Genomic DNA, 24866 nt, shown 5'->3' on the forward strand with positions numbered 1-24866 from the left:
CCTTCTAGAGTTCGATGATGCGAACACAGGACCAAATGTGGGAGGGGGCAAGCCCCTCCACACTTAACCCGTGTAGCCTTTAGATATCCGCCAGCGCCGATACCAGAATCGCCTTGATGGTGTGCATGCGGTTTTCCGCCTGCTCAAAGGCAATGTTGGCCGGCGACTCGAACACCTCTTCGGTCACCTCCACACCATTGGCCAGGTTCGGGTAGCGCGCGGCGATATCTTTGCCGACCTTGGTTTCGCTGTTGTGGAACGCCGGCAGGCAGTGCATGAATTTCACCCGAGGGTTGCCCGAGGCTTTCATCATCTGGGCGTTGACCTGGTACGGCAGCAGTTGCTCGATGCGCTCATCCCAAGCTTCCACCGGTTCGCCCATCGACACCCAGATATCGGTGTGGATGAAGTCCACGCCTTTCACGGCTTCTTTGGGGTCTTCGGTGATGGTAATGCGAGCGCCACTTTCTTCAGCGAAAGCCTGGCACTGCTTGATGAAATCTTCGTGCGGCCACAAGGCCTTCGGTGCGCCGATGCGCACATCCATGCCGAGCTTGGCGCCGATCATCAGCAACGAGTTGCCCATGTTGTAACGCGCGTCGCCCAGGTAGGCATAGCTGATGTCATGCAGCGGTTTGTCGCTGTGTTCGCGCATGGTCAGGGTGTCGGCGATCATCTGGGTAGGGTGGAACTCGGCGGTAAGGCCGTTGAATACCGGCACGCCAGCGAACTTGGCCAGCTCTTCGACGATTTCCTGTTCGAAGCCACGGTATTCAATGGCGTCGAACATGCGGCCGAGCACGCGCGCGGTGTCTTTCATGCTTTCTTTGTGGCCGATCTGCGACGAGACCGGGTCGATGTAGGTGACGTGGGCGCCCTGGTCATGGGCCGCCACTTCGAACGCGCAGCGGGTACGGGTGGAGGTTTTTTCGAAAATCAGCGCAATGTTCTTGCCTTGCAGGTGCGGACGCTCGGTGCCGGTGTACTTGGCGCGTTTAAGGTCGCGGGACAGGTCCAGCAAGTAATGCAGCTCACGGGTGGTGTGGTGCATCAGCGACAGCAGACTGCGGTTGCGCATATTGAAAGCCATGATGGATCTCCTTCTGTTTAGGTTATCCCCATGGCCGACGCCTTATGAGCGGCGGCCATGGCTTGAAAATTAGTAGTCGATTGGGTCGCGGATGATCGGGCAGGTCATGCAGTGGCCGCCGCCACGGCCGCGGCCCAGTTCACCGGCGCTGATGGTGATGACTTCCACGCCGGCCTTGCGCAGCAGGGTGTTGGTGTAGGTGTTGCGGTCGTAGCCGATCACCACGCCCGGCTCCACGGCCACCACGTTGTTGCCGTCGTCCCACTGCTCGCGCTCGGCGGCGAAGCTGTTACCGCCGGTCTCGACCACGCGCAGGGCCTTGAGGTTGAGCGCCGCGGCCACGGTGTCGACGAAGTTGGTTGTTTCCCGTTGGATATCGATGCCGTGGGGCTTGCTCTCGTCGGGGCGCAGGGTGAACGGCACGATCTGGTTGACCACTTCGGGGAAAATGGTGACCAGGTCGCGGTCGCAGAAGCTGAACACAGTGTCCAGGTGCATTGCGGCGCGGGACTTCGGCAGGCCGGCCACGATCACCCGTTCCACCGCTTTGTTTTTGAACAGGTTGCGCGCCAGTTGGCCGATGGCCTGGTGGGACGAACGCTCGCCCATGCCGATCAACACCACGCCGTTGCCGATTGGCATCACGTCACCGCCTTCCAACGTGGCGGCGCCGTGTTCCTGGTCGGGGTCGCCGTACCAGATCTGGAAGTCGGCGTTGGTGAACTCGGGATGGAATTTGTAGATGGCGCTGGTCAGCAAGGTTTCCTGGCGTCGCGCCGGCCAGTACATTGGGTTGAGCGTCACGCCGCCGTAGATCCAGCAAGTGGTGTCGCGGGTGAACTGGGTGTTGGGCAGCGGCGGCAGAATGAAGCTGGAATGGCCGAGGAAGTCGCGGAACATCTCGATGGTTCGGCCGCCGAAACTGCTTGGCAGGTCATCGGCGGACACGCCGCCGATCAGGAATTCGGCGATCTTGCGCGGCTCCAGGCTGCGCAGCCAGGAATTGACCTCTTCGACCAGGCCCAGGCCGACCGTGTTGGCGGTGATTTTGCGCGACAGGATCCAGTCCAGCGCTTCGGGCATCGCGACGATATCGGTCAGCAGGTTGTGCATTTCCAGCACATCAATGTCCCGCTCGCGCATCTTGGTGACGAAATCGAAGTGGTCGCGCTTGGCCTGGGCCACCCACAGCACGTCATCGAACAGCAGTTCATCGCAGTTGTTGGGGGTCAGCCGCTGGTGGGCCAAACCTGGGGAGCACACCATGACTTTGCGCAGTTTGCCGGCTTCGGAGTGGACGCCGTACTTCACTTTTTCCGTGGTCATTTCAGATCCTCCAATGAACAACAATTACAAGGTCAGGAAGCCGTCGTAGAGTCCATAGGCCGCCACCAGGGCGCCAATGACTACCGCGGCGAAAATCAGCTTCTCGACGTTGGTGAAAATCGGTTTGCCCAGTTCATGCTTGGCCTTGGCGAACAGAATCGCGCCGGGTGCATAGAGCAGGGCGGACAGCAGCAGGTATTTGGTACCGCCGGCGTAGAGCAGCCAGATCGCGTAGATCAGCGCGATGGCACCGATAAACAGGTCTTTCTTGCGCTCGGCCAGGGCGTTTTCGTAAGTTTCGCCGCGCACCGCCAGCAGCAGGGCATAAGCGGCCGACCACAGGTAGGGCACCAGAATCATCGAGGTGGCGAGGTAGATCAGCGACAGGTAAGTACTGGCCGAGAACAAGGTGATGATCAAGAACAGTTGCACCATCGCGTTGGTCAGCCACAGGGCGTTGGCCGGTACGTGGTTGGCGTTTTCCTTGCGCAGGAACTCCGGCATGGTGTGGTCCTTGGCGGCGGCGAACATGATCTCCGCACACAACAGTACCCACGACAGCAATGCCCCCAGCAGCGAGATGATCAAGCCGACACTGATCAACACCGCGCCCCAGTGGCCCACCACGTGCTCCAGCACGGCAGCCATCGATGGGTTCTGCAACTTGGCCAGTTCCGGTTGGGTCATGATGCCCAGGGACAACACGTTGACCAGCATCAGGAACAGCAGCACGGTGATAAACCCGATCACTGTGGCCTTGCCCACATCGGTGCGTTTTTCCGCACGGGCCGAGAAGATGCTTGCGCCTTCGATGCCGATGAACACCCATACGGTGACCAGCATCATATTGCGCACTTGGTTCATCACGCTGCCCAGGTCCGGGTTTTTTACGCCCCAGATGTCAGCGGTGAAGATGTCCAGCTTGAACGCGAACAGGGCGATCAACACGAACAGCACCAGCGGCACCACCTTGGCGACGGTGGTCACCAGGTTGATGAACGCCGCTTCCTTGATGCCGCGCAGCACCAGAAAGTGCACGGCCCACAACAGCACCGAGGCGCCGATTACCGCAGCCGGGGTGTTGCCTTCGCCGAAGATCGGAAAGAAGTAACCGAGGGTGCTGAACAGCAGCACGAAGTAACCGACGTTGCCCAGCCACGCACTGATCCAGTAACCCCAGGCTGAGGAGAAACCCATGTAGTCGCCGAAACCGGCCTTGGCGTAGGCGTACACACCGCCGTCGAGGTCGGGCTTGCGGTTGGCCAGGGTCTGGAACACGAACGCGAGGGTCAGCATGCCGATGGCCGTAATGACCCAACCGATCAATACCGCACCGACATCGGCGCTGGCGGCCATGTTTTGCGGTAATGAGAAAATGCCGCCGCCGATCATCGAGCCGACGACAAGTGCAACCAAGGCGCCTAATCGAAGTTTTCCGGGAGATTCAGACATTGCATAACTCCAATGCAGGAGAAGAGAGACCACAGAATAAATCCGTGCGCTAATCAAACAGCTGACTCAGATCACTTCATTGGCACATTCCATTGTGAATTAATGACTTAAAGGCAAACCGATGAACCTTGGCTTGCCCCGCAAAAGCGCTTTCTAGAGCGCTTTGTACGTGTGGTTAATCATTTGTTGCGATATATGAACGTTTGAAGCTAGACCGGATTCCTGAATGTGCAAACTTTTTCAGAGCCGCCTGCGAACTAGCGAGCAATACTTGGTGTGCCCAGTCGTATTTAAATTCTAAATAAGCCTAAACTCTATTAACTGTCATGCCTTTGCGTTATGAGCATGGCGGTTAAATTACGCTCGGTAATAAGCGCTACACTCGAACGATTAAATAAGTTGAGTGCACAGTTGTTGGCTCAAGTGGTTTCAGTCAGGAGTACTCATGTCTCAAACAACCCAGAAACTTCGCCTCAGTGGCCTGATCGCTTTGGTGGTGGGGTCTATGATCGGTGGGGGGATTTTCTCGTTGCCCCAGAACATGGCCGCACGCGCCGAAGTCGGCGCCGTATTGATCGGTTGGGCGATCACTGCCGTAGGCATGCTGACTCTGGCTTTCGTATTCCAGACCCTGGCTAACCGTAAACCCGAGCTTGACTCCGGGGTGTATGCCTACGCCAAGGCCGGGTTTGGCGATTACATGGGTTTCTCATCAGCCTGGGGTTACTGGATCAGTGCCTGGCTGGGCAACGTCGGTTACTTCGTGCTGCTGTTCAGCACCCTCGGTTACTTTTTCCCGGTCTTTGGCCAGGGCAATACCCCGGTGGCCATCGGCTGTGCCTCGTTGTTGCTGTGGGCTGTGCATTTTCTGGTGCTGCGTGGGATCAAGGAGGCGGCGTTTATCAACCAGGTCACCACCGTCGCGAAAATCGTACCGCTGCTGATGTTTATCGTGATTGCCGCCCTGGCATTCAAGGCCGACGTGTTCACCCGGGATATCTGGGGCCTGGGCAACCCGCAGATCGGCGGGGTGGTGGAGCAGGTGCGCAACATGATGCTGGTCACCGTGTTTGTGTTTATCGGCATCGAAGGCGCCAGCGTGTATTCAGCGCGGGCCGAGAAGCGCTCAGACGTCGGCCGGGCCACGGTGATCGGCTTTCTCGGCGTGTTGGCGTTGCTGGTGCTGGTGAATGTGTTGTCCTTGGGGGTCATGAGCCGGCCGGAGTTGGCGGGGCTGCAAAACCCATCGCTGGCCGGCGTACTCGAGCGCATCGTCGGGCCGTGGGGGGCGCTGTTGATCAGCGTCGGGCTGGCGGTGTCGCTGCTCGGTGCGTTGCTGTCGTGGGCCTTGTTGTGCGCGGAAATTCTCTACGCCACCGCCCATGACAAGACCATGCCGGCCTTCCTGAAAAAGGAAAACGCCAACCAGGTGCCGGTCAACGCGCTGTGGCTGACCAATCTGATGATCCAGGCTTTTCTGGTGATCACGCTGTTTTCCCACAGCACCTACACCAAGCTGATCTACTTGGCGTCGTCGATGATTCTGGTGCCTTACCTGTGGTCGGCGGCGTATGCGGTGTTGTTGAGCGGGCGCGGCGAGACCTACGAAGGCGCCCACCGCCAGCGTCTCAAAGACTTGCTTATCGGCCTGGTCGCCCTCGGCTACGCGGTGTGGCTGCTGTACGCCGGCGGGTTGAAGTACTTGCTCTTATCGGCGCTGCTGTATGCGCCGGGTGTGATTCTGTTCGCCCTCGCCAAGCGCGAACAGGGCCTGCCGTTGTTCACCCATGTGGAAAAAGGCATTTTCAGCTGCGTGATTGCCGGCGCGGGGCTGGCGGCCTATGGGTTATACAGCGGGGTACTGTCGTTGTGACAGTGAGCAGCGTGGCGCAGCCCTATCGGCATCTCAACAAGGGCAGACGATCACCACTGTGGCCGATGTGAACCCAGTTCTCCGGCCGGCAGATCCCACTGCAACGGTGTGCCGTTGATGCTGACGGGGGGCAGCAGCCGATGCGCCGGGCCCCAGGCGGTTTGTTCAACCAGCAGCCCTTGATCGTCAGGCTCCTCGGGCCTCAGCGCCGGTTGCTGCGGCGCCTGCCCGGCGTCTACCAACAGTTTCGCCGTGCGCGCCAGGGACAAGCGCGCCGATCCACCCCGGCCGGACTTCAAGCGTTCGCTCAAGGCTTGTAGCGCGCTGGCGGCCATCAGGTAACCGGTGGCATGGTCCAGCGCCTGCAAGGGAAGCGGCACCGGTTTGTCGGCCTGCTGCCAGGCCATGCCCGCCTCGGCGATGCCGCTGCTCATTTGCACCAGGCTGTCGAACCCTCTGCGGTTGCGCCATGGGCCGCTCCAGCCGTAGGCATTGAGGCTGACGTCGATCAGACCGGGGGCGATGCGTTGCAAGCCTTCGGCGTTATAGCCCAAGTGTTCAAGGGCGTCGGCGCGATAACCGTGGAACAGGAGGTCGGCGTCCTTGAGCAAGGCTTCGAACCGCTGCCGGCCTTCGTGGGTTTTCAAATCCAGCCGAGCGCAACGCTTGCCCAGGGTCATTTCCGGCACCACACCCGGCTCGTCCCAGGTCGGCGAGTCGATGCGCAGCACATCCGCGCCCAGCCCGGCCAGAAAACGACTGGCCACGGGGCCAGCCAGCACGCGGGTCAGGTCCAGCACCCTGAGCCCGGCCAGTGGCCGTGCCACCGAGCCAGTCCAGGGTTTATTGATGGTGGTTGTGAAGGTCTGGCGCTGCACGAGGGCCTCGGCATTCACTGCCAGGCCTTGGGGATGTTGCTGCCAGGCCGGCCAAGCACGCATCTGCGCGGCACAACCGCCGGCCTCCACAACCGCCTGTTCCAGATCGGCGGCCTTCCACGCCGCGACTTTGTTGGCCATCTCTGTGCGATCACGGACTTTACCCAGCACCTGCTCGGCGGCGGCGCGGTGATGGGGGGCGTTGGTGTGCAGGCGAATCCAGCCGTCGGCGCTGGCGTAGTCGCCGGCTACCGGGTCCCACAGCGGCGGCACTTGCCAGCCCAGCGGGCGGATCGAGGAGGAGAACCACCAGGACGCCAAACGTCGGTCCACGCTGACGGCGGGCAAGCGTTCGGTCTGTTGCCGGATCAGCTCAGCCACGGCCTGGCCGGCGGCGCCGATGCTGGCGCAGGCCAGATCGGTCACGGCAAAGGCCGAGGGCAGGGCGCCGGCACCCGTCAGGGGCAGCGGTGTTTGCGGCAGATCGAGTGCGGCTTGGATGGGAGTCAGCAGATCAGTCATCAAAGGCCCTCCTTTTTGAGAAGAGCCACTATAGAAGATCAGCCGGCGGGAGTGACAACCCCGGGTTGCAACGGCAGGTCGAGGCTGGCGATGAAACCGCCACTTGGATGGTTGGCCAGGCTTAGGCTGCCGCCGTGGCGTTCCGCTGCGCGCCGGGCAATCGCCAGGCCCAGGCCGTGACCTTGGGCGGTCTGGCCCGGCGCGCGGTAGAACGGCTCGCCCAGTTGGCTCAAGTGTTCGGCATCGACGCCGGGGCCGTGGTCGCGCACGCTGATCACAATGCGTTCACCCTGACGCTGGGCTTGCAACTCGATGGGCTGGTCCGTTGGGTTGAAGCGCTGGGCATTGCGCAGCAGGTTATCCACCGCCCGTTCGATCATGGTCGGCCAGCCCTTGAGGTGCAGGTCGGTGTCGGCGCTCAGGTGCACCACTTGGTCCGGCGCGCTGAGCTGGGCGTCTTTTTGCAAGGTTTTGAGCAAGGGGTTGAGGTCCACCTCCTCAGCGCTGGCGTTGTCGGCGTCAACGCGGGCCAGTACCAAGATCTCGCTGATCAGCGCCTCCAGACGGTCGCATTCGCGGGTCAGGCGTGGCCAGAGTCGTTCCCGTTCATCGGGGCTGGCGCGTTCGGCCAGGGCTAGAGCGATGCGCAGACGCGCCAGAGGCGAGCGCAGTTCGTGGGACACGTCGCGCAGCAACTGGCGCTGGCTGCCGATCAAGCTTTGCAGGCGGGCGCCCATGCGGTTGAAGTCGGTAGCCAGTACGCCGAACTCGTCACGCCGATTGGCCAGGCGCGCCAGACTGTTCTGCTGGTAGGTGGCCTGGCCCAGGTCATGCACTGCGCCGCGCAGGCGGCTGAGCGGGCGGGTGATGGACAAGGTGACGAACAGGCTGAACAGCGTCAGCACCACCAGGGCGATAGCCAGCGCGCTCAAGGGCCAGGCCAGGCTGCTGCGGTGCCAGGCATCGAGTTCCGGGTGGGGGATACGATAGATCAGCAGGTAGGTGTCGCCGGTTTTTTCGCTGGTGTATTCGGCGGTCAGTCGGCGCCAGGGCAGGTGGCTGTCCTTGTTGTCGTTCTGGCGCGCTTCAAACGCGGCCGCACGGCGTGGGAAGGTGCCGCGCACCACAGGTTCACCGCTTTCATTCAGCACTTGGACGTCAATGTGGTACTGACGCTTGCGCTGTTGCAGCAAGTCTTGAGCCGCGTCCTCGCCCTGGGCTTCGTAGAGTTGGGTCCACTCTTGAGCCAGGTTACTCAGGCCGGGATGGCGACTCAGAATCCACGCATCTTGATTGAGCATATGCCCCAGCAGGATCGACAAGCCGGCAACCAGGGCGATGGCTAGCCAGAAACTTGCCAGGATTCGCCAGAACAATGAACGCACAGGACACCCTCAAACAGGAAAAGCCCAGTGGCGTTGGCCACTGGGCTGGGGGATTAACGCGGACGCATTATTGCGCTTTTTGCGGCTGTTGGGCTTTCCACGCCTGGAACTGCTGCCACTCGGCACGACGCTCGGCTTGCTTCTTGACGATCTCGTCGTACTTCTTCTGCTGGTCCGGCTTAAGTACTGCGCGGATATCCGCCTGGGTTTTCTGGCGGCCGGCGGCGATTTCATCCTGCATGGCTTTCTGCTCGGCAGGCGGCAGTTTGTCCAGGTACTTTTTGACCAGATCCTTGCGAGCGTGCCATTGGTCGCCCATCAGTTTGCCGATCTGCTCGCGCTGTTCTTTGCTCAGGTCCAGTTGGCTGAACGGGCCGCCTTTGCCGCGCGGACCGTGTTCGCCGTGACCTGGGCCACCCATCATATGGCCTTCAGGACCGCCCATTGGGCCTGGGGTCGGGCCTTCTGGCATGGCCATGGCGACGGTGGGCAGGGCTGCGGCGAACATCAAAGCGATAAGGGTCTTGCGCATGGTGATTCTCCTGTCTCTATTCCGGTGAGTCCGGATGTGAGTAGGTTACGCAGATCAAGGTCAGCGGCGGTCAGGTGTGAGTAAAGCTTCGGTAAAGAGGGTTTTGTCCGGCGCTGACAAAACCCGGCAGCCAGGTCAGAGGCTGTAGTAATAGCCACGACTACGCAGCGCCACGATCCGGGGCCGGCCATCGGGGTGGGGGCCGATCTTTTTGCGCAGGTTGCTGACGTGCATATCCAAGCTACGGTCGTATAGGGTCAGCTTGCGACCCAGGGCGATTTGCGCCAGTTCCTGTTTGTCCAGTGGCTCGCCGGGCTGACGCAGCAGGGCTTCGAGCAGGCGGCTTTCGGAGACAGTAAGGGCGAATTCCTGTTCATCGATGCTGACCACGCCGCGCACCGGGCTGAAACACAGGTCGCCCAGTTCGAGCTGGGTCGATACGGCCGTCGGGTGACTACGGCGCAGCACGGCGCGCAGGCGTGCGGTCAATTCCCGAGGATCGCAAGGTTTGGCCAGGTAATCGTCAGCGCCCAGCTCCAGGCCGAGGATGCGATCCAGCGGTTCGCCGCGCGCCGAGAGCATCAGCACGGGCAATTCCGGGTGGTCGGTGCGTAACTGCTTGAGTAACTCCAGGCCGCTGCCGTCGGGCAGCATCACGTCCAGCACCACGGCGGCGGGGGCACTGTCGGCCAGGGCCTTGCGCGCACTCAGGCCATCGTGACAGGCACGCACCTGGAAACCTTCCTGGCTTAACCAACTGGTCAGCAGCTCGCAGAGCTCCTGGTCATCATCTATCAGTAACAGCTCGCTCATGACTCACTCAATTTAGCCATTGTCGACGGCGACGGTGCCCCCCGCTGGCGAAGATCCCACACAACAGGGCAATCAAAGCAACGGCGCCACCGGTGACGAACCACTGCTGTTGCTCGGTCAGCCATCGGGTCAAGCCGCCGCCCTGTGCGTCTTTGAGTTGCTGGGCCAGGCGTTGGTTCTCTTGGCGAAGGCGACTCAATTGGGCGCTCTCGCGGGTCGCATCCGCGCTTTGCAGTTGCTTGCTCAGTTCTTCACGTTGCCGTTCGCTGTCTTTCAAGCGTTGCTGCAACTCGGTGATCTGGGCGCCGGCACTCAAGGACAGGGGCGTGGAGCTGCCGGTGTTCGAGGGTTCTTCAGCGTGGGCCGTAGCCCCGATCATTAACACTGCCAACAGACACAACTGACGTAAGCGCATCGGAACTCCTGATTCCACACGAATATTCAGAAGGTTGTCGGCAGGTTACCGGGAATAATGAGCCATTAGGAGTGTGCCGAACGCAATAGGTTCGGCACGCCTGCGGGTTAAGGCAGGACTTGCTTGAACGGTTTGATCACCACGTTGGCGTAGACGCCTGCTGCCACGTACGGATCGGCGTCGGCCCAGGCTTTGGCTTCAGCCAAAGATGGAAATTCGGCGACGATCAGGCTGCCGGTGAAACCAGCCTCGCCCGGGTCATCGCTCTCGACGGCAGGGTGCGGCCCGGCCAGCACGATGCGGCCTTCGGCCTGCAGCTGCTTGAGGCGTTCGACGTGCGCCGGGCGCACGGACATGCGCTTATCCAGGGAGTGGGCAACATCGGTGGCAATGATGGCGTAGAGCATGTCAGTCCTCGGTCTTCGGCGTGGTGGGGTCGGTGTCATGCAGGTGGCGCGACAGGTAGATACCTTGACCGATCAGGAACAACACGGTCATGCCCAGGCTACCGAACACTTTGAAGTCGACCCAGTAGTCTTGAAAGGTAAAGGCCACAAACAGGTTGGCGGCCCCGCAAAAGATAAAAAACGCGACCCACGCCACGTTCAAGCGGGTCCAGACCGGCTCCGGCAAAGTCAGCGCATGGCCCATGATCCGCTTGATCAACAGGCGATCACCGATGAAATGGCTACCGATGAACGCCAGGGCGAACAGCCAGTTCACCACCGGGGCTTTCCATTTAAGGAAGGTTTCGCTGTGGAAGGCCAGGGTCAGGCTGCCGAAGACCAGGCACGCGACCAGGGTCAGCCATTGGCTTTTTTCCAGTTTGCGCTGGGAGATGAAGAGGGCGCCATAGACCAGGATAGAGCTGATGATCAGCACTGCGGTGGCGCTGTAGATGCCTCCGACGGTCAGCTCATGGCCGGCGATATCGATGACCCTGGGGTCGAGTTTGTAAACGATGAAAAACAGCAACAGCGGGATGAAGTCGATGAATTGTTTCACAGTAAGAGCCAGAAGCTGGATGTGTCGGCATAATAACAAACATCCTTGGTAGCGAAAGCGCCAGCTGACTTGAGGTTACAACCCCCCGTGAATGTTGATTTGCACTGCCACAGCACAGCCTCCGACGGCGCCCTGGCGCCCGCGGCACTGGTTGCGCGAGCGTTTGAACACGGCGTGCGAGTCCTGGCGTTGACCGACCACGACACCCTAGAAGGCCTGGACGAAGCCCGCGCGGCGGCCCAGGCCCTGGGCATGCAGCTGGTCAACGGTGTGGAGTTGTCCTGCACCTGGGGCGGCGCCACTATTCATGTGCTTGGCTACGGTTTCGACCAAAATGCCGCGCCGCTGGTCCGGGCCATCGCCGATTTGCACGATGGGCGTTGGCTGCGGTCCGAAGAAATAAGCCGCAAGCTTGGCCTTAAAGGCATGCCCAACGCCCTCGACGGCGCGCGGGCCATCCAGCAGGAGCTGGGCGACAGCGGCAACGCGCCGGCCCGTCCGCATTTTGCCGACTGGATGGTGCGCCAAGGGTTCGTGCGGGACCGTGCCGAAGCCTTTCGCAAATGGCTGGGCGCCGGCAAGCTGGGTGACGTCAAGCAACACTGGCCGAGCCTGGAGGACACCGTCGAGACCCTGCGGGCCTCTGGGGCTTGGGTCAGCCTGGCGCATCCCTGGCATTACGATTTCACCCGCAGCAAACGTCGCAAGCTGATCGGCGACTATATTGGAGCGGGAGGCCACGCTATCGAAGTGGTCAACGGGCATCAACCCGCCGAGCAGGTTGGCAGTCTGGCGATTCTTGCCCGTGAATTTGGTCTGCTGGTCAGTGCCGGCAGTGACTTTCATGGCCCAGGCGGCTGGTCCGAGATCGGTGAGTATCGTCCGGTCCCGGAAGATTTGCCGCTCTTGTGGGGGCGATTCAAGCATGACCCCATTATTGCCACCGTCTGAACAGGTAGAGCACGTGAGTCAATTCTTCCAGATTCATCCGGAAAACCCCCAGCCACGCCTGATTAAACAGGCCGTGGAGATTATTCGCGCCGGCGGCGTGGTGATCTACCCCACCGATTCGTCCTACGCCATCGGTTGTCAGATCGGCGATAAAGGCGCGGTCGAACGGGTCAGACGTTTGCGTCAGTTGGACGACAAACACAACTTTGCGCTGATCTGCAGCGACCTGTCCCAATTGGGGCTGTTCGCCAAGGTCGATACCGGCACCTTCCGCCTGCTCAAGGCCCACACGCCGGGGCCTTACACCTTTATTCTCAACGCCACCCGCGAAGTGCCGCGCCTGCTGCTGCACCCCAAGAAGCGCACCATCGGCCTGCGCGTGCCGGAGCATCCGATTGCCCTGGCGCTGTTGGCCGAGCTGGGTGAGCCCCTGATGAGTGTGTCGCTGATCATGCCCGGCGAGACCGAGCCGCTGGAAGATCCGTACGAGATGCGTCAGCTCTTGGAAAAACAGGTGGACCTGATCATCGACGGCGGTTTCGGCGGCGCCAAGGCGTCCACCGTGATCAATCTGGCCGATGGCGAGCCGGAAGTGATCCGCGTCGGTTGCGGCGACCCCGCGCCCTTTATGGCCGAGGCCTGAATGTCCGCTGTGGAATCCGTCGATCCCCAGGCAGGCGCCCAGCAGGAACTGCCGTTCGCGATGGTGTACGGCCAGGCGGTCATGGAAATGCCGCTGGACCTGTACATCCCGCCGGATGCGCTGGAAGTGTTCCTGGAAGCATTCGAAGGCCCGCTGGACTTGCTGCTGTACCTGATCCGTAAACAGAACATCAATATCCTCGACATCCCCGTGGCGGAAATCACCCGCCAGTACATGGGCTATGTCGAGCTGATGCAGTCGGTGCGTCTGGAGCTGGCCGCCGAGTATCTGGTGATGGCGGCCATGCTCGCCGAGATCAAATCGCGCATGCTGTTGCCGCGCTCGGAGACGGTGGAGGCCGAAGAGGATGACCCGCGCGCCGAACTGATCCGACGCCTGCAGGAGTACGAGCGCTTCAAGGCCGCCGCCGAGGGCATCGACGGCTTGAGCCGCGTCGGTCGTGATGTGGTGGTGCCCAAGCTCGACGCCCCCGAGGCCCGCGCGCGCAAGTTGCTGCCGGACGTGAGCCTGGAAGAACTGCTTATGTCCATGGCCGAGGTGCTGCGCCGGGGCGATATGTTTGAAAGCCACCAGGTCAGCCGCGAAGCGCTGTCCACCCGCGAGCGCATGAGCGATGTGTTGGAGCGCCTCAAGGGCGGCGGGTTTGTGCCGTTTGTCGAGCTGTTTACCGCCGAAGAAGGGCGCCTGGGTGTGGTGGTGACGTTTATGGCGATCCTCGAACTGGTCAAGGAATCCTTAGTCGAGCTGGTCCAGAATGAGCCTTTTGCGGCTATCCACGTGCGGGCGCGAGCCGAATAAAGAGCTGACACCATGAATCTGACTGAACCTCGCGAACTGGCCCCCTTGCTGGAGGCTTTTCTTCTGGCCTCGGGCAAGCCGCAGTCCCTGGAGCGCCTGTTTGAGCTGTTTGAAGAGGCCGAGCGTCCCGAGCCGCCGGTGTTCAAGAAGGCCCTGGAGATCCTGCGTAAATCCTGCGACGGCCGTGCCTTTGAACTGCGCGAAGTAGCGTCGGGTTATCGCTTGCAGATCCGTGAGAAATTTTCCCCTTGGGTGGGGCGTTTGTGGGAAGAACGTCCGCAGCGCTATTCGCGGGCGATGCTGGAGACCATGGCATTGATTGCCTATCGCCAGCCGATCACCCGGGGCGAGATCGAGGATGTGCGTGGCGTGGCGGTCAACAGCCATATCGTCAAGACGCTGCTGGAGCGTGAGTGGATTCGCATCGTCGGCTACCGCGACGTGCCGGGCAAACCGGCGATGTTCGCCACCACCAAAGTGTTCCTCGACCACTTCAACCTGAAAAACCTCGATGACCTGCCGCCACTCGCCGAATTGCGCGAAATGGAGGCCGAACCGGTACTCGATTTCGACGACGCGCCGGTTCCGGCGGGGTTGCAGGAGCTGGCCGACGCCAGCGCCGAGCCGGAGGAGCCGAAGGACGAGACCAGTTTCCACACCCTGTTGCTGGAACTGGACGACATGGAGCAGGGCATCAAGACCGACTTCGATGACTTGCTGCGCGATGGTGAGGCCGAGCCCGAAGCCCCGGTCAGCGTGGAGGTCGAACCTGAACCTGAGGACGATATCCTCGGCGTTGCCGAAGCCCGCGAAAAACTCCTGGCCGCCGTCGCCGCCCTTGAACAACCGCCCTTGAGCGACGAAGAAGACGAAGCCCGGGCCCTGGCCGAAGCCATCGAGAACGAACGCCGCCAGTTCGAAGACTGACGCAGTCCAATGTAGGAGGGGGCTTGCCCCCTTCCACAAGGGTTCAGCGGTGCTTTGGGCATCACCGGTCGGCGGAAAAATCAATGACCTGGCGCTTATCGACTACTCTCTGATGCGCAACGCGCGCCATGCGCGTATGATTCGCGACCCTTTGCCGAGCTATTCGGCCAAAGCCCCGCTTTCAACACTCTTCAGGCCACGCCTGAATCGACCCACCGGGAGGTGCTTAAGATGAACGATAAAGACCAGAACGACAGCCAGGAAATCGGCCCAGCAGGCGAAAAGCTGCAAAAGGTGCTGGCGCGTATCGGCGTGGGCTCGCGCCGCGACGTCGAAGCCTGGATCACCCAGAAGCGCATCAAGGTCAATGGCGTGGAAGCCACCCTTGGCCAGCGCGTCGATCTGCATGATGCAATCACCATCGATGGCAAGGTCATCAAGCGCGAAGAGGCCGCCGAATCGGTGCGCCGCGTGATCATGTACAACAAGCCCGATGGCGAAATTTGCACCCGTGACGACCCGGAAGGCCGTCCGACCGTGTTCGACAAGATGCCTAAGCCGAAAGAAGGCCGCTGGATCAATATCGGTCGTCTCGACATCAACACCACCGGCCTGCTGATGTTCACCACCGACGGCGAGCTGGCCAACCGTCTGATGCACCCGTCCTACGAGATGGACCGCGAATACGCCGTGCGTGTACGTGGCGAAGTCGACGACGAGATGATCGAACGCCTCAAGGCCGGTGTGGTGCTGGAAGACGGCCCCGCCAAGTTCACCGACATCAAGCAGGCACCGGGTGGCGAAGGCTTCAACCACTGGTACCACTGCGTGGTGATGGAAGGCCGTAACCGCGAAGTGCGCCGTCTGTGGGAATCCCAGGGCCTGGTGGTCAGCCGCCTCAAGCGCGTGCGTTTCGGCCCGGTGTTCCTGAATTCCGACCTGCCGATGGGGCGCTGGCGCGAAATGAGCCAGTACGAAGTCGACATCCTCAGTGCCGAAGTGGGTCTGACCCCGGTGGCGATGCCGCAGATGAACGCCAAGAGCAAAGACAAGCTTGAGCGGATGCAGCGTAAATCGTCGCGCCCGGTAGCCCGTACCGAACGCGTTGCTCGCACCCTGCGCCCGGCCCTGAATGCACCGGCGACTGGCGGGCGTATCTCCCGCGAACCGCACATCGAAGGCGAGCGTCGCCCGACCGCGCCGTCGCGTCAGGAAGGCGAACGTGCGCCACGCGCTCCGCGACCTGCACCGACCGGTGGCCGCAGCAACCGGGGTGAAGCCGATCGCCCGGCCGACAGCGCCAGCACCAAGCGCCCAGCCAAGCCGGCGGCGAACAAACGCCCTGGCCCGAAACTGGTCGCGGACGAGCCATCGGGCAAGCGCCGTGGCGCTCCGGGCGGTTCCGGTCAGCGTCCAGGGTTTGGTCGCAAGAAGCCTTAAGAGCAGTGGTAAGTTTTTAGCTGCAAGCTGTAAGAAAAAGCGCTAGCCCTCACGGGTTGGCGCTTTTTTTTGTTTGTGGCTTGCGACTGGTAGCTGGCGCTAGAACGCAAACCTGCCATCGAACACGGGCTTGTCATCCAACGCCAACACCCCACTGGCAAAGATCAAGTCCAGGTGATGACTGCCTTTCTGCCCGCCCCCCAAGCCTAGATGCAAACCGCAATGGCGCTCCTCGAAGCCGGCATTGCGTGCGTATAAATCCTTGACCCCTTCATTGGTGCCGATGCCGAGTTCCTCCACACGGCGGTTGGACGGGTTGGCGTTGAGGTATTTGTTGAAGTCATCGGCCAGCCCCGGCACGTCGCTGGCCACGCTGCAGATGGTCGAATTCTCGATCCACAGCTCCAGCGGTGATTGCAGCACGCCGTATTTACGCGCGAAGGGGATGGTGCTGAGGAATGTGCCGACAAACCGCACCTGACCACTAATCGCTTCACTGTGGGTGGCGATCTCGCCGGGAGCCAGGTCGTGGTTGCCGACGCCGTTGATATTCGTCCACTTCTTGATGCTGCTCAGGGGCGCCTGAAGGCGTGAGCCGTGCTTGTCGGTGAAGCTCAGCACCGTGGCCTGGCCCATGCGTCGGATCAGCGTGGCGTTGAGGTCGGCGATGCGTTGTGGCTCGACGCTGAACGTATCGTAGAAATAGTCGCCGTAATCCTTGAACAGCAGGGACTTCTTCCAGTGTTCGGCCATCACCGCTTGCAGGGCGCGGATAAAGTCCGGGCCTTCGGCGCGTGGGTTGGGCAGCGTGGAGGAATCGTAGAGGAACAGGTACAGGTCGCAGGCTTCGATGGCCTGGGCCATGGCATCGCTGGCGGTCAGGTCCAGGCGCTGCACTTGGAAATTGAAGCGACCGGCGCTGCCTTGGGTAATGGCGCGGGCGATAGCGTCGTAGCGCTCGGTATGGCCCAGTAGCACGGTCGGGCAGCTCAGGCCGTTGAGGGCCGGATGATGAGCCAGGTAGTAGAGGAAATGTTCGACGGCGCGGGCCTTGTCCATGACGGATGTCCTTGTGTGTCTTGGGTAAGGGAGCGGGTGCCGTGCACAGCACCCGCTGGATGCCTGTCGTGGATTAGAAAGGCCACATCGCGGTGCCAAACGGCACAACAGCATCGGCTTGCATCATTTCTACGGCGGCCTCATGGGTCGGCGCTTCAAACCAATCGTCGAGTTGCAGTTCGGTTTCCAGGTCGTTTTCCAGTACTTGCATGGTGTATCTCCTAGAGGACGTTGTTTGAGAACGGCTTGCCAGCGGTCTCGCTGGGCAAGTGGGAAACCTAGGTGAGGGTGTTTCAGAATGCAAAATTTTTATTGACACGGTCTCATTTGGATTTTTTGTTCTGATTTTCCCCGCGAATTTTTTTCCGAGGAAATTCAAGAAACTGGGGATGGCCATCATGAAGGAAATTTCTGAGCGTCAATTTTCCCGTGAGTTACAGCTGTAACGAGGATTTTCCGCGCTGTAACGATTAATTTACGACTTGTTCGCGGCATTATTGAGTTATTCGGCGCTGTAAGGAATGCCTGACAGATCGTCGCACGCCCGCTGCAATGGCCGCCCCAGGCTGTCGAGCGGTGTACAATGCGCGCGTTTTACTGTGACCCCCTTTGCGTACCTGCGCAAAAGGCCAAAACCTGGGGTTAGCCACCCCGATCACTCCGCCCGGCCACGAGCCGGACGGGTTCGATTTCGTCACAGATAAAAACAAACAGGTGACGCATGACCCTTAGAAAGACGCTGTATTCCTGGTGCCTGCGCTGGGGTTTGAGCGGCGCTGCTTGAGCAGAGATTCAAGACAGCAACGTGCATTCAACATCATCAAACCTTGCGTGAGACCCTTTCCATGAGTGGACCCGATTCCTCTTCAGGCGAACTGAAACGTGGCCTGAAAAACCGTCATATCCAGTTGATCGCCCTCGGTGGCGCCATCGGCACCGGCCTGTTCCTGGGCTCGGCCGGCGTGCTCAAGTCCGCCGGCCCGTCGATGATCCTGGGTTATGCTATCTGCGGCTTCATTGCCTTCATGATCATGCGCCAGCTTGGCGAAATGATCGTCGAAGAGCCGGTTGCCGGTTCCTTCAGTCATTTTGCCCACAAGTACTGGGGCGGTTTCGCCGGCTTCCTGTCGGGCTGGAACTGCTGGATTCTGTACATTCTGGTTGGCATGTCGGAGCTGACGGCTGTTGGCAAGTACGTGCACTACTGGTGGCCGGAGATCCCGACCTGGGTCTCTGCGGCGGCCTTCTTCGTGCTGATCAATGTGATCAACCTGGCCAACGTCAAAGTGTTCGGCGAAGCCGAGTTCTGGTTTGCCATCATCAAAGTGGTGGCGATTGTCGGCATGATTGCCCTGGGCAGCTACTTGTTGGTCAGCGGCAGCGGCGGCCCGCAGGCGTCGGTGAGCAACCTGTGGGACCACGGCGGCTTCTTCCCCCACGGTGTCGGCGGCTTGGTGATGGCCATGGCGATCATCATGTTCTCGTTTGGCGGCCTGGAAATGCTCGGTTTTACAGCTGCCGAAGCCGATCAGCCGCGCACCGTGATCCCCAAGGCGATCAATCAGGTGATCTACCGCATCCTGATTTTCTACATCGGCGCCCTGGTGGTGCTGTTGTCGCTGACGCCCTGGGACAGCCTATTGACGACCCTCAACGCGTCCGGCGATGCCTACAGCGGCAGCCCGTTCGTGCAGGTGTTCTCGATGCTGGGCAGCAACACCGCGGCACACATCCTCAACTTCGTGGTGTTGACGGCGGCGCTGTCGGTGTACAACAGCGGCACGTACTGCAACAGCCGCATGCTGCTGGGCATGGCCGAACAGGGCGATGCCCCGCGGGCGCTGGCCAAGATCGACAAGCGCGGCGTGCCGGTACGTTCGATCCTCGCCTCGGCGGCGATCACCCTGGTGGCGGTGCTGATGAACTACCTGATTCCGCAGCACGCGTTGGAACTGTTGATGTCGTTGGTGGTGGCCACGCTGGTGATCAACTGGGCGATGATCAGCTTTTCCCACTTCAAATTCCGCCAACACATGAACCGCACCGGCCAGGTGCCGTTGTTCAAGGCGCTGTGGTACCCGTACGGTAATTACATCTGCCTGGCGTTCGTGGTGTTTATCCTGGTGGTCATGCTGATGATTCCGGGCATCCAGGTGTCGGTGTATGCGATCCCGGTGTGGGTGGCATTTATGGCCGTGTGTTATTGGATCAAGAACAAACGCAGTGCGCAGCAGCGTCTGGACTTGGTCGCGTCTGCGCTGAAGTAAGGATTTTCGGCAGTCGAGCAAACCCGGCCATGCGCCGGGTTTGTCGTTTTAGGGCATAGGCTGAGCGCATTCGCGTATCCTTGGCCGCCCCCAGAGGAACCTATTGCCCATGCTGGTGATTTCCAACAACGTCCACCTGCCCGATGCCGAAATCGAGTTGACTGCCATCCGCGCCCAGGGTGCTGGCGGGCAGAACGTCAATAAGGTGTCGAGCGCGGTGCACCTGCGATTCGATATCCCTGCGTCGTCGCTGCCGGAGTTCTACAAAGAGCGGCTGCTGGCGCTGCGTGACAGTCGCATCACCAGCGACGGTGTGCTGGTGCTCAAGGCTCAGTCGTATCGGACCCAAGAGCAGAATCGCGCCGATGCGCTGGCGCGGCTGGTGGAATTGATCCAGAGCGCCACCAAGGTGGAGAAGAAGCGTCGCCCGACCAAGCCGACCCTGGGTTCGAAGAAGCGTCGCCTGGAATCCAAGACCAAGCGCGGCAGCATCAAGGCCGGGCGCGGCAAGGTCGATTTCTAGGCGTCGCGTGCTTCGCGGGCTTTGGGCGCCTGACGGTACAAGTACAGGCTTAGCAGCAAGCCACCGAGGGCGGCGAGGGCGGCGAACAGAAAGATCGAGGCAAAGCCGAAGCCCGCCGCCACGGCGCCGGCCAGCGGGCCGGTGACGCCCAATGATAAGTCGATGAACAACGAATAAGCCCCCACCGCCGAACCACGGCTGGAGGCCGGCACCAGGTTGACCGCCTCCACCCCCAGCGCCGGAAACACCAGGGAAAACCCGAAGCCGCTCAACGCCGCACCCGCCAGGGCCAGGTTGGCGTCCGGGGCCAGCCACAGCAACAGTAGACCGAGGATCTCCACCGACAGGCAGGCGATTGCTACGCGAAAGCCGCCGATGCGGTTGATCAGGTTGCCAAACAACAGGCGCGCCCCGATAAAGCTGGCACCGAACAGGCTCAAGGCCCACACCGCGTTATCCCAGTGCTGGGTGGTGTAATACAAGGTGATGAACGTGGCGATAGTGCCAAAGCCGATAGAGCCCAGGGCCAGCGCGCAGCCGTGAGGCAGCACGCGCCCCAACACATTCATAAATGGCAGACGCACACCGCTCACAATCGGCGCCGCGACTTTGTTCCACGCCAGCAACAGCCCCACGGCGGCCAGCAGGATGATGCTCACCCCCATGCTCCACAGCCCCAGATGGCTGACCAGCAGCACCCCCAACGGCGCGCCGACGGCCAGCGCGCCATAGCTGGCGATACCGTTCCACGAGATGACTTTGGCGGTGTTGGCCGCGCCTACGCGGCCGATGCCCCAACCGATGGCGCCCGAACCCACCAGGCTCTCAGCGCTGCCCAGCACTAGGCGGCCGATCAGCAGGCTACCCAGGCTCAGCGCCGGCAGGCTGGAAAACCACGCCGCCAGTAGCATGAACACACCGCTCAGGCCGCAGCCCGTCAGGCCGATCAGCACGGCGCGCTTGCTGCCCAGGTTATCGATGATGCGCCCGGCGTACGGGCGGCTCAGCAATGTGGCCAGGTATTGCACGCTGATCACCAGCCCGGCGATCACCGCGCCAAACCCCAGTTCGCTGTGCACATAGCCTGGCAATACGGCCAGGGGAATGCCGATATTCAGGTAACCGATAAAGGTGAATAAGACGATGGAAACAACTTGCAGCGTGACCGCCATGGGGCGCTGGGTATCGGGCATGGGAAGGGTCCACATTCGCAGCAGGTAAAGATAGGCTGCTAATGATACCGGTGGTTTGGCCCGCGCAGGGCGGCAATCCACAAAAAGCTCAGTTCAAAAAGCTCACGCTTGGGCAGGGCTCAGCAATTGCGTGGTCACCAGAGCGGCCAGGGCGTTTTCCTGGGTGCCGAAACGCTTGAGCAGCATGGCTTGCTTATCGGCGCTCAGGCGATTCCACACCTCGACCATCTGCAAGGCCGCATCGAGGATGGCTGTGTCCGGGTTGTCGGGGAGGGTGTCGGTCATAGGAAAATCTCTTGGCTTCAGGCAGTGTGGAAAGCGCTCGATGGTGCGCTTTCCACACGGTCTGGTACGGCGTCAGTCGTGGCGTTCGCTGTCGACTGGTTTGGCTTCTTTGGCCTCAGGCTGCTTGTCGCTGGCCTGTTGCGGGGTTGGCTGCTCAGTTTCGTGCAGGCTTGGGAAGGGGAGATTAGGGATCTCGTGCATTGTCGTCGCTCCTCGCAAAGTCTGTTTTTTTCAATCGCAGGTGATTCCGCGCTTTCAAAAAGCTTTCGCAGGATACAGCACTGTAAATGACAAAAAGATTTTTATATCCACATGACCTAGAACGGCACCTTGCCCAGAATCATGTCGCGGTACATCACAAAATCCCCCAGCAGGCTGTAGAACGGGTGCTGAAACGTCGCCGGACGGTTCTTTTCGAAGAAGAAGTGGCCAACCCAGGCAAACCCGTAGCCGGCGATCGGCACCGCCAGCAGCAAGCCAAGTGAACCTCGGCCAATGGCATACGCCAGGATGGCGATCACCAGCGTGGTGCCGATAAAGTGCAGGCGGCGACAGGTGCTGTTTCCGTGTTCCTGCAAGTAGTACGGGTAGAACTCGGCGAAGCTGCTGAATCGCTTGGTATTTTCCACGGTGACCGGCCCTTTGATTGTTATGCCGCCCAACAGATGTTCGGCGGGGAGCTTATTTGAGTCTAGAGTGATCACTGGTAACAGCCAGTGACAATAGATGCCACTTTAGTATCCTTGCCTTCCTGGCTGGCGTTGAGCCTGCTTAATTAAGAAGACGCCATGAGCGAACGAACAACTTCTGCAAGCTGGGCGATGGGGATAGTCAAGGCATTGGAAATGGACGGCCTCGATTGCCAAGCCCTGTTCAAGCAACTGGGTTTGGACTACGCCGCCTTGAGCGATCCCGACGCGCGCTTCCCACAGGATTCCATGACCCGGCTGTGGCAGCGCGCGGTTGAGCTGTCAGGCAACCCGGCGATTGGATTGAACATGGGCAAAGTGGTGCGCCCGGCGTCGTTCCATGTGGCTGGCTATGCGCTGATGTCCAGCAACACCCTGGCCGAAGGCTTTATGCGGCTGGTGCGCTATCAGCGCATCATTGCCGAAAGTGCCGACTTGAGTTTCCGCCTGTTACCCGAAGGCTATGCGCTGATTCTGACGGTGCATGGCGACCATCTGCCTCCAACCCGACAAAGCGCCGAAGCCTCCCTGGCCTGTGCGCTAGCGCTATGCGGCTGGTTGACCGGGCGAACCCTGCATCCGCGCAAAGTCCTGTTACAAGGCGAACCACCGCTGGACCTGGCGCCCTACAAGCAGGCGTTCCATGCGCCGCTGGAATTCAATGCGCCCTATGACGCGTTGATCTTCGAGCGTGCCGATATGGACACACCGCTGCCCACGGCCAATGAAGCCATGGCGCTGCTGCATGATCGCTTTGCCGGCGAATACCTGGCGCGCTTCTCGGAAAGCCGTGTGACCCACAAGGCGCGTCAAGTGCTCTGCCGCTTGCTGCCGCAGGGTGAGCCCAAGCGCGAGGTCGTGGCCCGGACGCTGCACCTGTCCCAACGCACCTTGCAACGGCGTTTGCAGGAAGAGGGCACTAGTTTCCAAACTTTGCTCGACGACACACGGCGCGAATTGGCTGAGCAATACCTGGCGCAGCCGAGCATGACCCTGCTGGAAATTGCCTACCTGTTGGGGTTCGCCGACCCGAGTAATTTCTTTCGCGCGTTTCGCCGTTGGTTCGATGCCACGCCCGGTGAGTACCGGGCGCGGTTGCAGGACGCGTCGACGGTCAGTGACGCCAGAACGCCGGGATACACAGAACAAAGACTGTGATGATCTCCAGTCGGCCCAGCAGCATGCCCAGGGACAGAATCCACTTGGCCGCGTCCGGCAGGCTGGCGAAGTTGCCGGCCGGGCCAATGGTCTCTCCCAGGCCCGGGCCGACGCCGGACACGGTGCTGGCGGCGCCGGTCAGGGCGGTCATCCAGTCCAGGCCCAGCAGCGACAGGGCCAGGGCGATGGCGCAGATGGTGATGGCGAAGAAAAACGAAAAGGTCAGGATCGAGCGCACGATCTCTTCGTCGAGGCGGTGGCCGTTGTACTTCTGCTTGATCACCGCGCGTGGGTGAATCAATTGGTTCAAGTTGGCCTTGAGCAGGATATAGGCGACCTGAAAGCGAAAAATCTTGATCCCGCCCGCCGTGGAGCCCGAACAGCCGCCGATAAACCCCAGGTAGAAGAACAGCATCAGTGAGAAATTGCCCCACAAGCTGTAGTCCCCCAGCGCAAAACCGGTGGTGGTCACTACCGATGTGACGTTCAGCGCGACGTGGCGCAGCGCCTCCAGCCAGTGCAGATTGGTGGTCCACCAGTACCAGGTGCCGAGCACCAGCCAGGTCACCAGCAGCAAGCCAAGCAGACCTTGCACCTGCTGATCCTTGATCAATGCCCGACGGTTGCCGCGCAATGTGGCGACGTACAGGGTGAACGGCAGGCTGCCGAGGATCATCACCACCACCGCCACCCAGTGCACCGCCGGTTGCTCCCAGTGGGCCAGGGACTGATCGGAGGTGGAGAAACCACCGGTGGAAATCGCCGACATCGCATGGTTGATCGCGTCGAACAGGCCCATACCGGCCCACCAGAACGCCAGGCTGCCGAGGATGGTGATGCCCACATACGCGGCTACGATCAGCCGCGCCACCATGTGCGAGCGCGGCATGACCTTTTCCGAACGGTCCGAGGATTCGGTCTGGAACAGACGCATGCCACCAATGCGCAGCAGCGGCAGGATCGCTACCGCCATGCCGATAAACCCGATGCCCCCCAGCCAGTGCAGCAGCGAGCGCCACATCAGGATGCCCGGCGACATACTGTCCAGACCGCTCAGCACCGTGGACCCGGTGGCGGTGATGCCGGACATGCTTTCGAAAAACGAGTCGGTATAACTGATGTGCTGGGTCAGCAGAAACGGCAACGCGGCGAACACACACACCACCAGCCAACTGCTGACGGTGAGCAGGTACATGTCCCGCGGGCGCAGGTGCACCTGCTCGGGGCGACCGGGGATAACCAGCGCCAGGCCGGCGACAAACGTGATCAGGCTGGCCCATAAAAAGGAGGGCAGGTCGCTGGTGCGTTCGAAAATGACCAGAGTGGCCATGGGCACGACCATGGCGATCGCAAGGGTGATCAGGAAGATGCCGATGATGAATCCGATGATGCGCAGGGTCGGCAACGCCATGAAGTTCGCTCGAGATAGGGCAGAGGCGCCATTCTACCTGGGGTGCAGGGCATGTAAACCTGCGTAGCCGGGAACGCCGTGACTCAAATGTGGGAGCGGGCATGAACCCCGATGGCGGTGGGTCAGCCGATACCGCCCTCACTGAAACACTGCCATCGGGGTCAAGCGCCCTCTCACATGGTTTTGTGTGGCTATAAAAAAGGCGACCCG

26 protein-coding genes are annotated in these 24866 nt (G+C 61.0%); 9 read left to right on the forward strand and 17 right to left on the reverse strand.

From position 1 onward, the window contains the following. Positions 1-79: 79 nt before the first annotated feature. From ABX75_RS11895 to arcD (ABX75_RS11905), 3 genes are all read right to left on the reverse strand, one after another. Entirely contained in the window at positions 80-1090 is a 1011-nt protein-coding gene (locus tag ABX75_RS11895) for an ornithine carbamoyltransferase (RefSeq protein WP_034100131.1), read from the reverse strand. 69 nt (positions 1091-1159) lie between these two features. After that, complete coding sequence (gene arcA, locus ABX75_RS11900; protein WP_034100129.1) at positions 1160-2416, reverse strand: arginine deiminase; 1257 nt, start codon at positions 2414-2416, stop codon at positions 1160-1162. Between the two features lie 24 nt (positions 2417-2440). Continuing rightward, the gene (arcD, locus tag ABX75_RS11905; protein WP_034100127.1) at positions 2441-3868 is read right to left on the reverse strand and encodes an arginine-ornithine antiporter; all 1428 of its coding nucleotides are present in this window, start codon (positions 3866-3868) and stop codon (positions 2441-2443) included. A 445-nt stretch (positions 3869-4313) separates the two neighbouring features. Between arcD (ABX75_RS11905) and arcD (ABX75_RS11910) the strand changes: the two genes are divergently transcribed. Further along, positions 4314-5741, forward strand: a complete 1428-nt coding sequence (gene arcD, locus ABX75_RS11910; protein ID WP_047881991.1) for an arginine-ornithine antiporter — start codon at positions 4314-4316, stop codon at positions 5739-5741. Positions 5742-5791: 50 nt separating this feature from the next. Here the strand turns inward: arcD (ABX75_RS11910) and ABX75_RS11915 are convergent, their stop codons facing one another. From ABX75_RS11915 to ABX75_RS11945, 7 genes are all read right to left on the reverse strand, one after another. Continuing rightward, positions 5792-7141, reverse strand: a complete 1350-nt coding sequence (locus ABX75_RS11915; RefSeq protein ID WP_034100124.1) for a CoA transferase — start codon at positions 7139-7141, stop codon at positions 5792-5794. A gap of 38 nt (positions 7142-7179) precedes the next feature. Beyond that, positions 7180-8526: a HAMP domain-containing sensor histidine kinase gene (locus ABX75_RS11920; protein ID WP_040269293.1), complete on the reverse strand. Its 1347-nt coding sequence runs from the start codon at positions 8524-8526 to the stop codon at positions 7180-7182. A gap of 67 nt (positions 8527-8593) precedes the next feature. Next, positions 8594-9058: an LTXXQ domain protein gene (locus ABX75_RS11925; protein ID WP_034100120.1), complete on the reverse strand. Its 465-nt coding sequence runs from the start codon at positions 9056-9058 to the stop codon at positions 8594-8596. Positions 9059-9193: 135 nt separating this feature from the next. Next, positions 9194-9871, reverse strand: coding sequence for a response regulator transcription factor (locus ABX75_RS11930; RefSeq protein WP_034100118.1), 678 nt, complete (start codon positions 9869-9871; stop codon positions 9194-9196). A gap of 7 nt (positions 9872-9878) precedes the next feature. Beyond that, entirely contained in the window at positions 9879-10286 is a 408-nt protein-coding gene (locus ABX75_RS11935) for a translation initiation factor 2 (RefSeq protein ID WP_034100116.1), read from the reverse strand. Positions 10287-10393: 107 nt separating this feature from the next. Beyond that, positions 10394-10693 (reverse strand): YciI family protein, encoded by a 300-nt coding sequence (locus ABX75_RS11940; RefSeq protein ID WP_034100114.1) that lies wholly within the window; start codon positions 10691-10693, stop codon positions 10394-10396. Position 10694: 1 nt separating this feature from the next. After that, positions 10695-11291, reverse strand: a complete 597-nt coding sequence (locus ABX75_RS11945) for a septation protein A (RefSeq protein WP_047881992.1) — start codon at positions 11289-11291, stop codon at positions 10695-10697. A gap of 87 nt (positions 11292-11378) precedes the next feature. On the opposite strand from ABX75_RS11945, the gene ABX75_RS11950 reads away from it, so the two are divergent. The 5 genes from ABX75_RS11950 (at position 11379) to rluB (ending at position 16071) form a co-directional block, all read left to right on the forward strand. Further along, positions 11379-12242 carry a PHP domain-containing protein gene (locus ABX75_RS11950; RefSeq protein ID WP_034114972.1) on the forward strand — a complete coding sequence of 288 codons (864 nt, stop codon included), beginning with the start codon at positions 11379-11381 and terminating at the stop codon, positions 12240-12242. Positions 12243-12255: 13 nt separating this feature from the next. Then, a complete protein-coding gene (locus tag ABX75_RS11955) occupies positions 12256-12885 on the forward strand; it encodes an L-threonylcarbamoyladenylate synthase (RefSeq protein ID WP_034100108.1) in 630 nt (209 codons plus the stop codon). A 120-nt stretch (positions 12886-13005) separates the two neighbouring features. Next, entirely contained in the window at positions 13006-13704 is a 699-nt protein-coding gene (locus tag ABX75_RS11960) for a ScpA family protein (protein ID WP_164365898.1), read from the forward strand. Between the two features lie 12 nt (positions 13705-13716). Then, positions 13717-14631, forward strand: a complete 915-nt coding sequence (gene scpB / locus ABX75_RS11965) for an SMC-Scp complex subunit ScpB (protein ID WP_034114971.1) — start codon at positions 13717-13719, stop codon at positions 14629-14631. A 231-nt stretch (positions 14632-14862) separates the two neighbouring features. Further along, positions 14863-16071 carry a 23S rRNA pseudouridine(2605) synthase RluB gene (gene rluB, locus ABX75_RS11970; protein ID WP_034100103.1) on the forward strand — a complete coding sequence of 403 codons (1209 nt, stop codon included), beginning with the start codon at positions 14863-14865 and terminating at the stop codon, positions 16069-16071. 99 nt (positions 16072-16170) lie between these two features. On the opposite strand, the gene ABX75_RS11975 is transcribed toward rluB, so the two are convergent. Both ABX75_RS11975 and ABX75_RS29385 read right to left on the reverse strand, forming a co-directional pair. After that, positions 16171-17130: a hypothetical protein gene (locus ABX75_RS11975; protein WP_034100101.1), complete on the reverse strand. Its 960-nt coding sequence runs from the start codon at positions 17128-17130 to the stop codon at positions 16171-16173. A 73-nt stretch (positions 17131-17203) separates the two neighbouring features. Next, on the reverse strand, positions 17204-17341 hold the full coding sequence (locus tag ABX75_RS29385; RefSeq protein ID WP_034100099.1) for a hypothetical protein: 138 nt from the start codon (positions 17339-17341) through the stop codon (positions 17204-17206). 634 nt (positions 17342-17975) lie between these two features. Between ABX75_RS29385 and ABX75_RS11985 the strand changes: the two genes are divergently transcribed. After that, positions 17976-19397 carry an amino acid permease gene (locus ABX75_RS11985; RefSeq protein ID WP_034100097.1) on the forward strand — a complete coding sequence of 474 codons (1422 nt, stop codon included), beginning with the start codon at positions 17976-17978 and terminating at the stop codon, positions 19395-19397. 109 nt (positions 19398-19506) lie between these two features. Then, positions 19507-19920, forward strand: coding sequence for an alternative ribosome rescue aminoacyl-tRNA hydrolase ArfB (gene arfB / locus ABX75_RS11990; RefSeq protein WP_034114970.1), 414 nt, complete (start codon positions 19507-19509; stop codon positions 19918-19920). On the opposite strand, the gene ABX75_RS11995 is transcribed toward arfB, so the two are convergent. The 4 genes from ABX75_RS11995 to ABX75_RS12005 form a co-directional block, all read right to left on the reverse strand. After that, the gene (locus tag ABX75_RS11995) at positions 19917-21113 is read right to left on the reverse strand and encodes an MFS transporter (protein WP_034114969.1); all 1197 of its coding nucleotides are present in this window, start codon (positions 21111-21113) and stop codon (positions 19917-19919) included. The genes arfB and ABX75_RS11995 overlap by 4 nt on opposite strands. Before the next feature lie 102 nt (positions 21114-21215). Further along, positions 21216-21398, reverse strand: a complete 183-nt coding sequence (locus tag ABX75_RS12000; RefSeq protein WP_034100091.1) for a hypothetical protein — start codon at positions 21396-21398, stop codon at positions 21216-21218. Between the two features lie 72 nt (positions 21399-21470). Further along, a complete protein-coding gene (locus tag ABX75_RS29660) occupies positions 21471-21599 on the reverse strand; it encodes a hypothetical protein (RefSeq protein ID WP_256203855.1) in 129 nt (42 codons plus the stop codon). A gap of 116 nt (positions 21600-21715) precedes the next feature. Then, positions 21716-22027: a DUF962 domain-containing protein gene (locus tag ABX75_RS12005; protein WP_034100605.1), complete on the reverse strand. Its 312-nt coding sequence runs from the start codon at positions 22025-22027 to the stop codon at positions 21716-21718. A 159-nt stretch (positions 22028-22186) separates the two neighbouring features. Between ABX75_RS12005 and ABX75_RS12010 the strand changes: the two genes are divergently transcribed. After that, positions 22187-23245: an AraC family transcriptional regulator gene (locus tag ABX75_RS12010; protein ID WP_034100089.1), complete on the forward strand. Its 1059-nt coding sequence runs from the start codon at positions 22187-22189 to the stop codon at positions 23243-23245. Here ABX75_RS12010 and ABX75_RS12015 read toward each other — a convergent pair. Further along, complete coding sequence (locus ABX75_RS12015) at positions 23202-24656, reverse strand: TrkH family potassium uptake protein (RefSeq protein WP_034100087.1); 1455 nt, start codon at positions 24654-24656, stop codon at positions 23202-23204. The two genes, ABX75_RS12010 and ABX75_RS12015, sit on opposite strands and share 44 nt — an antisense overlap. Between the last annotated feature and the right edge of the window lie 210 nt (positions 24657-24866).

Source organism: Pseudomonas sp. ARP3 (assembly GCF_001029595.1).
Taxonomy (GTDB): Bacteria; Pseudomonadota; Gammaproteobacteria; order Pseudomonadales; family Pseudomonadaceae; genus Aquipseudomonas; species Aquipseudomonas rhodesiae.

Bases quoted from the DNA above. Each gene is read 5' to 3' on its own strand.
- ABX75_RS11930 (WP_034100118.1), bottom strand. From the start codon at position 9,871: ATGAGCGAGCTGTTACTGATAGATGATGACCAGGAGCTCTGCGAGCTG.
- arcA (WP_034100129.1), bottom strand. From the start codon at position 2,416: ATGACCACGGAAAAAGTGAAGTACGGCGTCCACTCCGAAGCCGGCAAA.
- ABX75_RS11935 (WP_034100116.1), bottom strand. From the start codon at position 10,286: ATGCGCTTACGTCAGTTGTGTCTGTTGGCAGTGTTAATGATCGGGGCT.
- ABX75_RS11985 (WP_034100097.1), top strand. From the start codon at position 17,976: ATGAGTGGACCCGATTCCTCTTCAGGCGAACTGAAACGTGGCCTGAAA.
- ABX75_RS12015 (WP_034100087.1), bottom strand. From the start codon at position 24,656: ATGGCGTTGCCGACCCTGCGCATCATCGGATTCATCATCGGCATCTTC.
- ABX75_RS11995 (WP_034114969.1), bottom strand. From the start codon at position 21,113: ATGCCCGATACCCAGCGCCCCATGGCGGTCACGCTGCAAGTTGTTTCC.
- ABX75_RS29660 (WP_256203855.1), bottom strand. From the start codon at position 21,599: ATGCACGAGATCCCTAATCTCCCCTTCCCAAGCCTGCACGAAACTGAG.
- ABX75_RS12000 (WP_034100091.1), bottom strand. From the start codon at position 21,398: ATGACCGACACCCTCCCCGACAACCCGGACACAGCCATCCTCGATGCG.
- arfB (WP_034114970.1), top strand. From the start codon at position 19,507: ATGCTGGTGATTTCCAACAACGTCCACCTGCCCGATGCCGAAATCGAG.
- ABX75_RS11895 (WP_034100131.1), bottom strand. From the start codon at position 1,090: ATGGCTTTCAATATGCGCAACCGCAGTCTGCTGTCGCTGATGCACCAC.
- arcD (WP_047881991.1), top strand. From the start codon at position 4,314: ATGTCTCAAACAACCCAGAAACTTCGCCTCAGTGGCCTGATCGCTTTG.
- ABX75_RS11915 (WP_034100124.1), bottom strand. From the start codon at position 7,141: ATGACTGATCTGCTGACTCCCATCCAAGCCGCACTCGATCTGCCGCAA.
- ABX75_RS11975 (WP_034100101.1), bottom strand. From the start codon at position 17,130: ATGGACAAGGCCCGCGCCGTCGAACATTTCCTCTACTACCTGGCTCAT.
- arcD (WP_034100127.1), bottom strand. From the start codon at position 3,868: ATGTCTGAATCTCCCGGAAAACTTCGATTAGGCGCCTTGGTTGCACTT.
- ABX75_RS29385 (WP_034100099.1), bottom strand. From the start codon at position 17,341: ATGCAAGTACTGGAAAACGACCTGGAAACCGAACTGCAACTCGACGAT.
- ABX75_RS11925 (WP_034100120.1), bottom strand. From the start codon at position 9,058: ATGCGCAAGACCCTTATCGCTTTGATGTTCGCCGCAGCCCTGCCCACC.
- ABX75_RS12010 (WP_034100089.1), top strand. From the start codon at position 22,187: ATGAGCGAACGAACAACTTCTGCAAGCTGGGCGATGGGGATAGTCAAG.
- ABX75_RS11940 (WP_034100114.1), bottom strand. From the start codon at position 10,693: ATGCTCTACGCCATCATTGCCACCGATGTTGCCCACTCCCTGGATAAG.
- scpB (WP_034114971.1), top strand. From the start codon at position 13,717: ATGAATCTGACTGAACCTCGCGAACTGGCCCCCTTGCTGGAGGCTTTT.
- rluB (WP_034100103.1), top strand. From the start codon at position 14,863: ATGAACGATAAAGACCAGAACGACAGCCAGGAAATCGGCCCAGCAGGC.